Raw genomic sequence first — 11888 nt, 5'->3', positions numbered from 1 at the left:
CACGGTTCTTGCCTCTCGTCCAGGCATGAAGGCGCTTCGCATCTACGCCGGCCCGGCCGCCCGCGAGCACATCGCCGCCCATGGCCTGCACCCGCAGGACGTGCGCACGGTGCCGGGCGCGGCCGGCGGTCCCAAGGGGCTGGTGCTCGGCCCGATCGACCGTTTCCTGTTCGGCGACTGGCTGCCGCGGAGCACGCACGCCATCGACCTGGTCGGCGCCTCGATCGGCGCCTGGCGGCTGGCCAACGCCTGCCTGGACGACACCGAGACTGCCTTCGAGCAGTTCGAGCAGGGCTACATCCACCAGCATTTCGAGCTGCCGCCGGGCCAGAAGCGCCTGAGCGCGAAACAGGTCAGCAGCCAGTTCGGCGAGGGCCTGCGCAGCTTCTACGGCGGCCGCACGGCGGAGGTGCTGGGGCATGCGCGCTACCGGCTGCACGTGATCACCTCGCGCGGCCGGCACATCCTCGGGCGCGAGGGCCGGGCCCGCACGCCGGTGGGCTACCTCGGCGCCTTCCTCACCAACAGCGTGCACCGCAAGAGCCTCGGGGCCTGGCTGGAGCGCGTCGTGTTCTCGACGCCGGGCGCGGCGCTGCCTTTCGGCACGCGCGACTTCCGGACCCGGCAGGTGAACCTGGTCGAGGCCAACTTCGAACTCGCGCTGCAGGCCTCGTGCTCGATCCCGTTCATGCTCGAGGCGGTGCACGACATTCCGGGTGCGCCCGCCGGGGCCTACTGGGACGGCGGCATCACCGACTACCACCTGCACCTCGACTACGGCAATGCCGAGGGCGTCGTGTTGTACCCGCATTTCCAGCAGGCGGTGGTGCCGGGCTGGCTCGACAAGGGCCTCAAGTGGCGCCACAAGCCGACCGGTTTCCTCGACCGCATGGTGGTGCTGGCGCCGGATCCGGAATGGGTCCGGACTTTGCCCAACGGCAAGCTGCCCGACCGCAACGACTTCATCCGCTACGGCAACGACCTGCGCGGGCGCATCAAGGCCTGGAGCACTGCGGCGCAAGAGTCGCGCCGGCTGGCGGACGAGTTCGCCCAGTGGCTGGACCAGGGCTGCGGCGTTCAGGACGTGCGACCCCTCTAGCCAGAAAGCTCCCCATGAACCCGCTGCGAATCCTCGGCCTGGTCCTGATCGCCGCCGGCCTGCTGGCACTGGCGATCGGCCATGTCAGCGTCACCCGATCGACCCACCAGATCAAGATCGGGCCGGTCGAACTGGCGGTGAAGGAGAAGCAGGACATCGAGCTGCCGGTCTGGGCCGGTATCGGCGCGATCGTCGTGGGTGGGGTGCTGGTGGTGCTGGGCGGACGCAAACGCTGACGTCAGCCGAAATCGCGCTCTTGCAACGCGATGGCGTGCCCGTGCGGCGTGCGATCCGCCGCCCGGTCCCAGGCCTGCCGATAGCGTTCGAGTTCCACGGCCGAACTTGCGCCCTTGTCCGCGACCAGCGACTCCAGTGCTGCGAGCCAATGGCGGTAGTAGGTGTCGCCGAGGTCGGCGTCGCCGGCCGCCCGGGCGGCACCGATCTGCCGCGCCAGCGCATCGGCCCATTCGGGCCAGGTAAAGAGGCCGCGCTGGTGGAGCGAGACGGCCAGGGCGAAGGCGTGCGCTTCCCAGGGCTCGCGGAACACCGGCTCGGTGCCGTCGTCGCTCGGCATGCCGGGCAGCAGCGGGATGGCCTCGTTCATGCGGCCGGCTCCAGGTAGCTTTCCCAGGCGTCGACCGAGACGCTGAGCCCGGGCTCGGCGCTTTCGCCCCACAAGGCCACGCCGTCGAAGACGACCGTGTAGAGCCATTGCGGCTGTTCGCCCAGTCCCTGCGCGTGCGCGTCGGCGAACACGTGCATGCCGTGCAGGTGCTCGATGGTGCCGACCTTGCCCTGGACGTAGCCGGGCAGGCGGGTGTGGTGCTCGACCGCACTGCTGCGGGTGCGCACGCGCTCTCCGGGCGCGAAGCGCGCCGGCGCGGTGGCGGGGCGTTCGGTGGCCGTCCCCCGGGCCAGGGCGGCCGGCACGTCGGCGGCCCGCAGCACGCGCTTGACCGGCCGCGGTGCATGCAGCATCCGGCCCGCGGCCAACTCGTCGGGCTGCAATTGCAGTCGCTCGGCCATCATCTTTTCGAGTGCCGCGAGCCATATCTGGTAGTAGCTCAGCTGGGCGTAGTCGGGCAGGGTCTCGCGTGCGCCGCGGCTGGCATCGATGTTCCAGGAGCCGGTACCGCCCATCGCCAGCGTCAGGGCCAGCGCACGGGCCTCCCATGGCGCATGGAAGGTTTCGCCTTCGGGTTCGGGGACGATCGCACCGGGCAGATCGCGGCCGCCGAGGTCGGCATGAGAGAGGTAGCTCATGGCGCGGCCTCCGGCATGCGGGCGAGGCCGGTGCCGATCATCGAATCCCTTGTCACGAGTTCGGCCAGGGCTTCTTCGCTCCAGCCCTCGGTGCCGTCCGGACGCTGCGGAATCACGAGATAGCGCACCTCGGCCGTGGAGTCCCAGACCCGGATCGCGGTCGATGCGGGCAGCCGCACGTCGAACTCGGCCAGCACACCGCGCGGATCCTTCACGGCCCGCGAGCGGTAGGGCGCGCTCTTGTACCAGGTCGGCGGCAGCCCCAGCACCGGCCAGGGGTAGCAGCTGCACAGGGTGCAGACGACCATGTGGTGCTGGCTGTCGGTGTTGGCGACCGCGACCATGTGCTCGCCCTGGCGGCCGCTGTAGCCGAGCGAGGCGATCGCCGCGGTGGCGTCCTGCAGCAGCCAGTCGCGGAAGGCCGGGTCGACCCAGGCCCGCGCCACCACGCGGGCACCGTTGCGCGGGCCGATCTTCGTCTGGTAGGTGTCGATCAGGACATCGAGGGCGGCCGGGTCGATGTAGCCCTTCTGCGTGAGCACGGTCTCGAGGGCGCGGACCCGCAGGTCCATTTCGCCGAGCTCGCTGTGGTCGTCGGGATGCGCGTGGTCGTGGTCGTGTGCCATGCGCGCATGCTAGCGCGGCTCAGCGCTGGTACAAGTCCTTGTGCTGCCCGCGGATCAGGTGCTTCTGCAGCTTGCCGGTGCCGGTACGGGGAAACTCCGACACGAAGACGATCGCCTTCGGGGCCTTGAAGCCGGCCAGCCGGCCGGCGCAGTGCGCCATCAGCGCCGCTGCGTCGAGTTCCGCCCCGGGCCGGCGCACCACCACGCCGGTGATCGCCTCGCCCCAGTGCGGATGCGGCAGGCCCACCGCCGCGGCCTCGGCCACGTCGGGATGGTCCATCAGGCAGCGCTCGACCTCGATCGAGGCCACGTTCTCGCCGCCGGTCTTGATCACGTCCTTGTAGCGGTCCTCGAACCAGATCGCGCCGTCGTCGTCGATGTGCGCGACGTCGCCGCTGTGGAACCAGCCGTGGCGCAGGCAGGCCTGGCTTTCCTCGGGCATGTTCAGGTAGCCGTTCATGACCTGCGGACCGCGGTAGACCAGTTCGCCGGTCTGGCCGCGCGGCAGCAGGCGGCCCTGCTCGTCCATCACGGCGACCCGCGTCATCGCGGTGGCGGTGCCCCAGGTGGCGGCCTTGCTCCATTGGTGTTCGGGCCGCTGCACGCAAGTCGCTGGCGTGAATTCGGTCTGGCCCGAGCCGAGCACGACGTCGGCGTTCGGGAACATGGCATGGATGGCAGTGAGGCGCTCGTGCGGCATCGGCGCCATCGCATACATCGCGCGGCGCATGGCCGGGAAGGTCCGGCCCTGGAGCGCGGGGTGGCCGAGCAAGAGGCCATACATCATCGGCAGCAGCACGACCAGGTGGACGCCTTCGGCCTCGAACAGCGTCGCCACCTGCTGCGGCTCGAAGCCCTGCGTCAGCACCAGCGTGCCGCCGATCACCATCAGCGGCAGCACCACGCTGTTGAGCATGGCGCAATGGAACAGCGGCAGGGCGACCAGCGAGGTGTAGCCCGGCCCGCCCTGCAGCGCCAGCGCACCGGTCAAGCCCGCCATCACGACCGCGAGGTGGCTGGTCAGCACGCCCTTCGGGTTGGAGGTGGTGCCGCTGGTGTAGAGCAGCTGCACGACGTCCCGGTCGTGGACTTCGACCTCGAGCGGGGCGCGGCGGCCGCTGGCCAGCAGCTGGTCGAATTCGGGGCCGGTGTGGAAGCGATGCGCGAGCCGGGGCAAGTCCTCGGCCAGCACGCCCTTGGCCATGTCGGCGAGCGGGGCCTCGACGATCAGCACGCGGGCGGCGGCATCGCGCAGGCACCAGGCGATCTCGGAGGGGCGCAGCCCGAGGTTGACCGGCGCGCACACCAGGCCGGCCCGCGCGCACGCGAAGTAGGTCAGCAGAAGTTCGGTGCAGTTGCGCGCCATCACGGCCACCACGTCCTGGTGCCGGAGCCCGAGACCGAGCAGCGCGTGCCCGAGCCGGTCGACCTGGCGGTCGAAGTCGGCGTAGCTGAGCCGCCGCGCGCCGTCGACGATCGCCACCTGGTGCGGATGGAGGTCGGCGGCGCGGGTGACCGTGTCGGCGACGCAGACCCGCTCGATCAGGTTGCGGCCGAGTGCGCCCGAAGGGTCGGATTCATGCAGAGGCATTGCGGTCTCGCTGTAGGTTGTGCCGCGACGATAGGGAGGCGGTCGCGCCTCGTCTTGTGCGTACTGGCTGCAGCCACGCCGCGGCGGGCAAACCCTGAGCGTCGACCTGCGAGCGGTCTTCCAGAATGGGCCGATCATTCCGGAGAGTCCCTGATGCCCCATGTCCCTCTGTCTCGCCGCGCCTTCAATCTCTCCGCCGCTGCGGCCGCGGTCTCCGTCGCGGCACCGTCGCTGGCGCAATCGGCGTGGCCGAGCAAGCCGATCCGCATCGTCGTGCCCTACACGCCCGGCGGCTTCACCGACCAGATGGCGCGGCTGATCCAGCCCGGGCTGCAGAGCCGGCTCGGGCAGACCGTCATCGTCGACAACAAGCCGGGGGCCAACAGCCTGATCGGGGTCGACGCGGTCGCCAAGGCGGCGCCCGACGGGAGCACCTTCGGCGTCGTCATCGCGGCCTATGCGGCCAACACCACGCTGTACCCCAAGCTTCCCTACGACCCGCGCAAGGACCTGGTCGGCGTCTCGTTGATGGGCGTCTCGCCGCTGCTCGCGGCGGTCAACAACGACGCGCCCTTCAAGACCGCGAAGGAGCTGATCGACTACGCGCGCGCGAATCCGGGCAAGGTGAGCTTCGGCTCGTCGGGCAACGGCTCGGCGGCGCATCTCACGAGCGAGTTGTGGAAGTCGCTCACCAAGACCTACATGATCCACATCCCGTACCGCGGCGCGGTGCCGGCGCTGACCGACCTGATGGGCGGCCAGATCCAGCTCTTCTTCGATGCGCCCACTGGGCTCATCAACCAGGGCAAGGCCGGCAAGGTCCGACTGATCGGGGTCGCCAGCGAGCGGCGGCTGCCCGTGCTGCCGGATGTGCCGACCTTCATCGAGCAGGGCTTCCCGGGATTCACCGGCAGCACCTGGGCCGGCATGCTGGCGCCGGCCGGCACGCCGCGCGACATCGTCAAGCGCATGTCGGAGGAGGTGGCGCGGATCATCAAGAGCGACGAGACCAAGGCCAAGCTGGAGGCCATGGGCACCTTCCCGGCCGGCAGCACGCCCGAGGAGTTCGACGCCTTCATCGCGGCCGAGACGGCGAAGTGGGCGCAGGTCATCAAGACTGCGGGCGTGAAGCCCGATTGACCAGGGCGCCGACCGACGCGATGGCGGCATCGCGAACGTCCATCGAGGCTTCCGTGCCGGTCAGATAGGCCGTCACCAGGATCGGCGCGCGGCCCGGCGGCCGCAGTATCGCGATGTCGCAGGTGCTGCCGCGGCTGCCGGAGCCGGTCTTGTCGCCGACCGCCCAGTCCGCGGGCACGCCGGCGCGCAGGCGCTTGGCGCCGGTCTGGCAGCCGTCGAGCCAGGACTGAATCTGCGCGCGCGAGGCGGGCAGGAGCGCGTCGCCCAAGAGGATCTTCTGCATGGTGGCCAGCATGGCGGCCGGCGTGGTGGTGTCGCGCGGGTCGCCGGGCAGCGATTCATTGAGGCCGGGTTCGTTGCGGTCGAGCCGTGTCTGGGTGTCGCCGAGACTGCGCAGATAGCGGGTCAGGCCGGCCGGCCCGCCGAAGCTCGCGAGCATCAGGTTCGCGGCCGGGTTGTCGCTCAGCGTGACGGCCGCCTCGCACAATTCGGCCATGGTGAGTCCGGGCTCGCCGAGATGCTTCCCGGTCACCGGTGCGTGCGGAATCAGGTCGCGCTGGCCGATGACGATGCGCCGCTCCAGCCGCTCCTTTCCCTGGTCGACGCGGCTCAACACAGCCGCGGCGGCCAGGAACTTGAAGGTGCTGCACATCGGGAAGCGTTCGTCCGCGCGATGGCCGGCACGCAGGCCGCTGCCGGTGTCGAGGATGCACACCCCCAGCCGGCCGCCGCTGGCCTTCTCGATGTCGGCCATTTGCCGTTGCAGTTCGGTCGTGCCGTCGGCCCGCGCCAGGGCCGGCGCGCTGGCCAGGGCGGCGAGCAGGGCGGCCGAAAAATGTCGGCGATCCATCATGAAAGTCTCCTTGAAAGCGGCGTACTGTGCGCGATCGAGGGCGGCTCGACAAACGATGGTATTTTCTGCCTCGCAAAAGAAAATCTATCGTCTAATTCATGGCCCGCACCCATCTGCCGCTCAATGCCCTGCGCGCCTTCGAATGCGCCGCCCGCCACCTGAGCTTCACGCTGGCGGCGGCCGAACTCAGCGTCACGCAGGCGGCGGTCAGCCAGCAGGTGCGCGGGCTCGAGGCCAGGCTGGGCGTCTCCCTGTTCCGGCGGCTGCCGCGCGGCCTCGCGCTCACCGACGAAGGACTGGCGCTGCTGCCGGTGCTGGTCGACGCCTTCGGACGCATCGAATCGGTGATCCAGCAGTTCGACAACGGCCATTTCTTCGAGGTGCTGAGCCTGGGCGTGGTCGGCACCTTCGCGGTCGGCTGGCTGATTCCGCGGCTGCGGCTGTTCCGCGACAGCTGTCCCTTCATCGACCTGCGCCTGATGACCCACAACAACGTGGTCGACCTGGCGGCCGAGGGGCTGGACTTCGCGATCCGCTTCGGCGACGGCAACTGGCCCGGGCTGCAGGCCGAGGCCTTGATGGACGCGCCGCTCTGCGTGCTGTGCGCCCCGGCGGTGGCGGCCCGCGTGCGCCGCCCGCAGGACCTGGCGCACGAGACACTGCTGCGCTCCTACAGGGCGGAAGACTGGCCGGGCTGGTTCGCCGCGGCGGGGATGGATTGCCCCGCCATCCGGGGACCGGTGTTCGATTCGTCGCGGCTGATGGTCGAAGCCGCCGTGCAGGGCGCCGGGGTCGCGCTGGCGCCGGCCTCGATGTTCGAGCGCGAGCTGCAGGAGGGGCGGCTGGTCCGGCCGCTCGGCACTTCGGTAGCGACCGGCAGCTACTGGCTCACCCGGCTGCGTTCGCGGCCGGTGAGTCCTGCGATGGCGCTGTTTCGCGATTGGCTGTTCGCGCAGGCGGGTGCCGCGCCCGTGCCGGCGGGCTGAGGCCTACATCGACGCTTCGAGCATCTGGCGGTAGTCGTCGCGGCTCGCGAGCCGCGGATTGGTCTTGTGGCAGTGGTCCACCATCGCGCCGTCGATCACCTGCTCGAATTGCGCGGGCGTGACGCCGACTTCGGCCAGCCCCTTGGGCAGGCCGAGCCGTGCGCTCATGTCGCGGATGGCGTCGCCGAGGTCGCCGGCCGAGTCGAGGTGCATGGCTTGCGCCATGCGCTGCAGGCGCTGCTCTTTCTGGACCGATTCGGCGCCGGCGTTGAAGTGGATCACGGCCGGCAGGAAGAGGGCGTTGAGGGTGCCGTGGTGCAGCCGCGGGTCGACGCCGCCCAGGCTGTGGCTCAGCGAGTGCACGCAGCCCAGGCCCTTCTGGAAGGCCATAGCGCCCTGCATCGAGGCGCTCATGAGATTGAGCCGCGCCTCGCGGTCGCTGCCGTCGCGGGTGGCGCGCTCGATGTGGCCCCAGGCGCGCTCGAGGCCATCCAGCGCGATGCCGTCGGCCGGCGGGTTGAAAGCCGCCGACATGAAGGTCTCCATGCAGTGCGCGATCGCGTCCATGCCGGTGGCCGCGGTCAGCCTGGGCGGCAGGCCGAGCGTGAGCTCGGGGTCGCAGATGGCGGCCTTGGGCATCAGGAACCAGTTGTGGAACCCGAGCTTGCGATGGTCGTCGACGATCACGATAGCGCCGCGCGCCACCTCGCTGCCGGTGCCGCTGGTGGTGGGCACGGCGATCAGCGGCGCCACGCGCTCGGTGATCTTGGTCGAGCCGCCTTCGATGGTCGCGTAGGTCTTGAGCGGGCCCTCGTGCGTGGCCGCGATCGCCACGCCCTTGGCGCAGTCGATGGCCGAGCCGCCGCCGACTGCGATCAGGCCGTCGCAGCCCGCCTCGCGGTACTGGGCCGCGGCCAGCCGGACGGCGGCCTCGGTCGGGTTCGAAGGCGTCTGGTCGAACACCGCGACCGGCAGGTCGCCGAGCGCGTCGAGCGCCTTCTGCAGGATGCCGGCGGCGCGCACGCCGGCATCGGTCACGACCAAGGGCCGCGTGATGCCGATGCGCTCGCATTCGCTGCGCAGCAGCCGGATGGCGCCGAAGTCGAACTGGATCTGGGTCAGGTACTGGATGAGAGCCATGGGGATGACGCCGGGGCTGCCGACGGTACGATGCGAGTCTTCGAATCTAACAAGCACGGACGCCCTTGGACACGAAAAAAACCCTTGCGCTTGTCACCAGCGGTACAGCCCGACCATGCCAGCGCTGACCGCCAAGATGGCCAGCGTGGTCGAGCGCATGGCCCGCGCCGGACGGCCGCCGCTGCATCTGCTGACGCCGGATGAAGCCAAGGCCGCCTACGAGAAAGGCGCCGGCGTGCTCGAAGTCCCGAAGCCGCAGCTCGCGCGGGTGGAGGATTTCAGCGTCCCGGCACGCGACGGGCATGCGCTGCCGGTGCGGCTCTACGCACCTTCCCGCGAGCGGCTGCCGCTGCTGCTGTTCTTCCACGGCGGCGGCTTCACGGTCGGCAGCATCGCCACCCACGACACGCTGTGCCGGGTGCTGAGCCAGCGCAGCGGCTGCGCCGTCGTCTCGGTCGACTACCGGCTGGCCCCGGCGCACCGCTTCCCGACCGCGTCCAACGACGCCTGGGACGCGCTCGCGCACATCGCAGGCAACGCTGCGCAATGGGGCCTGGACGGCAGCCGGATCGCGGTCGGCGGCGACAGCGCCGGCGGCACGCTGGCGGCGGTCTGCGCGATCCTGGCGCGCGACGCCGGGCTGCCTGTCGCGCTGCAGCTGCTGTTCTATCCGGGCATGGCGGCCCACCAGGACACCGACTCGCACCGGCGCTATGCCGAGGGCCCGCTGCTCGGCGAGGCGCTGATCAGCTGGTTCTTCAGCCTCTACGTGCATTCGAGCGCCGAGCGCGACGACTGGCGCTTCGCGCCGTTGAACGCGGACGACCTCGAAGGCGTCGCGCCGGCCTGGATCGGCCTCGCCGAGATCGATCCGGTGGTCGACGAAGGCATCGCCTATGCCGACAAGCTGCGCGCCGCCGGCGTCGCGGTCGACCTTGAAATCTATCGCGGCGTGATCCATGAATTCGTCAAGATGGGCCGCGCCATCCCCGAGGCCCTGCAAGCCCACGCCGATGCGGCGCTGGCCCTGAAACAAGCCCTGCAACCCTGACCGCCATGACCGAACTGCACCGCAAATCCGACTTCCGCTTCTTCCACCGCCTGCGCGTGCGCTGGGCCGAGGTGGACATGCAGAAGATCGTCTTCAACGCCCACTACCTGATGTACTTCGACACCGCGATCGCCGACTATTGGCGCGCGATGGCCCTGCCTTACGAAGAGGCGATGCGCGCCCTCGAGGGCGACCTGTACGTGCGCAAGGCGACGATCGAATTCAATGCCTCGGCGCGGGCCGACGACGTGCTCGACGTCGGCATGAAATGCCTGCGCGTGGGCAATTCCTCGATCGTCTTCCACGGTGGCCTGTTCCGCGGCGACGACCTGCTGGTGAGCTGCGAACTGGTCTACGTCTTCGCCGATCCGGCGACCCAGACCTCGAAGCCGGTGCCGCCGCTGCTGCGCGAGATCCTGGCCGGCTACGAGGCCGGCGAACCGATGCGCGAGGTGGCCACCGGCGACTGGGAGCAGTGGGGCGAGGGCGCCGGCAAGGTGCGGCGCGACGTCTTCATCGAGGAGCAGCGCATCCCGAGGGAACTCGAGTGGGACGAGCACGATGCGGTGGCGCTGCATGCCGTGGCCCGCAACCGCCTGGGCCAGGTGATCGCCACCGGCCGGCTGGTGGCCGAGGCGCCCGGGCTGGGCCGCATCGGCCGCATGGCGGTGCACCGCGCGCTGCGTGGCGGCGGCCACGGCGAGGCGGTGCTGCGCGCACTCGAGGCGGCGGCCGCGGTGCGGGGCGACACCGAGGTGATGCTGCATGCGCAGCGCAGCGCCGAGTCCTTCTACCGGCGCCTGGGCTACGTGCCGCATGGCAGGCCGTTCGAGGAAGCGGGCATCGCCCACGTCGAGATGCGCCGGAAGCTCTGAGGTCCCGCGCCGGGATTACCCGATGGCAGCCGCCGGGCGGCACGCCCAAGATGTGCGCCTCTCAGCTTCTTCTGGAGACACATCGATGGCCAACTTCGTTCTGGTTCATGGCGCCTGGCACGGCGGCTGGTGCTACAGGGAAACCGCGGCGGCGCTGCGGGCGGCCGGACACACGGTGTTCACGCCGACCCACACCGGCGTCGGCGAGCGCTTTCATCAATCGGCCGAGAACGTCACGCTCGAAACCCACATCCGCGATGTCTGCGGCTGCATCGAATGGGAAGAACTGAGCGACGTGATCCTGGTCGGCCACTCGTATGGCGGGATGGTCATCACGGGCGTCGCCGACCGGATGAGCGACCGGATCCGTTCACTGGTCTATCTCGACGCCTTCGTGCCGGCGCATGGCGATTCGCTGATCGGGCTGCTCTCGAAGGCGCTGGTGCCGGAGGTGGCGGCGCAATTCATCGGCGCCTTCCGCGGCACGGCGCTATTGGACAACGGCGGGTTGATGCAGCCGATCCCGGCAGAGATGTTCAACATCGCCCAAGCCAACCGCGAACGGGTCGACCGCCTGTGCCGGCCACAGGCACTGGCCACGTTCGAGGTGCCGCTGCTGTTGACCGGCGCCGGCGACAAGATCGCGAACCGGCTCTACATCCTGGCCGACGGCTGGGATCCGAGTCCGTTCCGCTACTTCGCTGCCAACTGCGAGAAGGCGGCGGGATGGCGCGTGGTGAAGATGCCGTGCAGCCACGACGTGATGGTGGATATGCCGAAGGAGCTTGCTGCGGAGTTGGTGAAGCTGGCTGTCTGAATTGTTCAAGGGCCTTGGCTTTGGTTGGTGCTGGGGCGGCGGCGGCGGGCGGCATGCCCCGGGCCGGCCGACGTCACCGGCCGCTTCGCGGCTGCCCTGCGCTGCTCGCGACAGGCGGGGTCCGCGCAAACTCGCTCCACTCCGTTGCGCTCAAACACGCGCGGCCCTTTTTCCGCCTGCCGCTGCGCTGCTCGGCGGTGCCTCAACGGCCGGCCCGGGGCATGCCGCCCGCCACCGCTGGTACGTCGGGGTTGCATCGGCGTTGGAGACGTTGGGATCGCTTGCACACCCCCTGAGCCCGGCAAGCGGTGCGGGACGGGCGATCCCCTCTGCGCCGCTGAGCAGCGCAGCCTTTCGCGGATCAGGGCTCGCGACTGTTTGAGTGGAGCGTAGCGGAGCGAGTTTGAGCGAGACCCCGCGAAAGGCGAGCAGCGCAAGGGAGCCCGA

At 70.0% G+C, this 11888-nt stretch carries 13 protein-coding genes; 7 read left to right on the top strand and 6 right to left on the bottom strand.

Annotated features, from left to right (window positions below; all coding sequences use genetic code 11):
* Nucleotides 1-25: 25 nt before the first annotated feature.
* Both AC1DF3_RS01190 and AC1DF3_RS01185 read left to right on the top strand, forming a co-directional pair.
* The gene (locus tag AC1DF3_RS01190) at nucleotides 26-1099 is read left to right on the top strand and encodes a patatin-like phospholipase domain-containing protein (RefSeq protein ID WP_286531892.1); all 1074 of its coding nucleotides are present in this window, start codon (nucleotides 26-28) and stop codon (nucleotides 1097-1099) included.
* 14 nt (nucleotides 1100-1113) lie between these two features.
* Complete coding sequence (locus tag AC1DF3_RS01185; RefSeq protein WP_286531891.1) at nucleotides 1114-1335, top strand: hypothetical protein; 222 nt, start codon at nucleotides 1114-1116, stop codon at nucleotides 1333-1335.
* 2 nt (nucleotides 1336-1337) lie between these two features.
* Here the strand turns inward: AC1DF3_RS01185 and AC1DF3_RS01180 are convergent, their stop codons facing one another.
* From AC1DF3_RS01180 to AC1DF3_RS01165, 4 genes are read right to left on the bottom strand one after another with little or no spacing between them, the layout of a single operon-like run.
* Nucleotides 1338-1703 carry a nitrile hydratase accessory protein gene (locus tag AC1DF3_RS01180; protein WP_286531890.1) on the bottom strand — a complete coding sequence of 122 codons (366 nt, stop codon included), beginning with the start codon at nucleotides 1701-1703 and terminating at the stop codon, nucleotides 1338-1340.
* Nucleotides 1700-2362: a nitrile hydratase subunit beta gene (nthB, locus tag AC1DF3_RS01175; protein WP_478138608.1), complete on the bottom strand. Its 663-nt coding sequence runs from the start codon at nucleotides 2360-2362 to the stop codon at nucleotides 1700-1702. The genes AC1DF3_RS01180 and nthB overlap by 4 nt, the downstream gene beginning before the upstream one ends.
* The gene (gene nthA / locus AC1DF3_RS01170) at nucleotides 2359-2988 is read right to left on the bottom strand and encodes a nitrile hydratase subunit alpha (protein ID WP_478138607.1); all 630 of its coding nucleotides are present in this window, start codon (nucleotides 2986-2988) and stop codon (nucleotides 2359-2361) included. Before nthA ends, nthB begins: the two co-directional genes overlap by 4 nt.
* A 19-nt stretch (nucleotides 2989-3007) precedes the next feature.
* Nucleotides 3008-4579, bottom strand: a complete 1572-nt coding sequence (locus AC1DF3_RS01165; RefSeq protein WP_478138606.1) for an AMP-binding protein — start codon at nucleotides 4577-4579, stop codon at nucleotides 3008-3010.
* A gap of 153 nt (nucleotides 4580-4732) precedes the next feature.
* On the opposite strand from AC1DF3_RS01165, the gene AC1DF3_RS01160 reads away from it, so the two are divergent.
* Nucleotides 4733-5719, top strand: coding sequence for a tripartite tricarboxylate transporter substrate binding protein (locus AC1DF3_RS01160; protein ID WP_478138605.1), 987 nt, complete (start codon nucleotides 4733-4735; stop codon nucleotides 5717-5719).
* Here AC1DF3_RS01160 and bla read toward each other — a convergent pair.
* A complete protein-coding gene (gene bla, locus AC1DF3_RS01155) occupies nucleotides 5691-6572 on the bottom strand; it encodes a class A beta-lactamase (RefSeq protein ID WP_478138604.1) in 882 nt (293 codons plus the stop codon). The two genes, AC1DF3_RS01160 and bla, sit on opposite strands and share 29 nt — an antisense overlap.
* 98 nt (nucleotides 6573-6670) lie before the next feature.
* Here bla and AC1DF3_RS01150 point away from each other — a divergent pair, with 98 nt between their 5' ends.
* Nucleotides 6671-7558: a LysR substrate-binding domain-containing protein gene (locus tag AC1DF3_RS01150; protein WP_478138603.1), complete on the top strand. Its 888-nt coding sequence runs from the start codon at nucleotides 6671-6673 to the stop codon at nucleotides 7556-7558.
* A 3-nt stretch (nucleotides 7559-7561) separates the two neighbouring features.
* Here the strand turns inward: AC1DF3_RS01150 and AC1DF3_RS01145 are convergent, their stop codons facing one another.
* The gene (locus tag AC1DF3_RS01145) at nucleotides 7562-8698 is read right to left on the bottom strand and encodes an iron-containing alcohol dehydrogenase (protein WP_286531883.1); all 1137 of its coding nucleotides are present in this window, start codon (nucleotides 8696-8698) and stop codon (nucleotides 7562-7564) included.
* A gap of 115 nt (nucleotides 8699-8813) precedes the next feature.
* On the opposite strand from AC1DF3_RS01145, the gene AC1DF3_RS01140 reads away from it, so the two are divergent.
* The 3 genes from AC1DF3_RS01140 to AC1DF3_RS01130 all read left to right on the top strand — a co-directional run bounded on the left by AC1DF3_RS01140 (nucleotide 8814) and on the right by AC1DF3_RS01130 (nucleotide 11441).
* Nucleotides 8814-9749, top strand: a complete 936-nt coding sequence (locus tag AC1DF3_RS01140) for an alpha/beta hydrolase (RefSeq protein WP_478138602.1) — start codon at nucleotides 8814-8816, stop codon at nucleotides 9747-9749.
* Nucleotides 9750-9754: 5 nt separating this feature from the next.
* Nucleotides 9755-10624, top strand: coding sequence for a YbgC/FadM family acyl-CoA thioesterase (locus AC1DF3_RS01135; RefSeq protein ID WP_286531881.1), 870 nt, complete (start codon nucleotides 9755-9757; stop codon nucleotides 10622-10624).
* Nucleotides 10625-10709: 85 nt separating this feature from the next.
* Nucleotides 10710-11441, top strand: a complete 732-nt coding sequence (locus AC1DF3_RS01130; RefSeq protein WP_286531880.1) for an alpha/beta fold hydrolase — start codon at nucleotides 10710-10712, stop codon at nucleotides 11439-11441.
* The last annotated feature ends 447 nt before the right edge of the window (nucleotides 11442-11888 follow it).

Source organism: Variovorax sp. 10N432, from assembly GCF_056394465.1.
The sequence above is the reverse complement of the archived record's forward strand: the minus strand, read 5'-3'. Positions and strand labels throughout refer to the sequence as shown.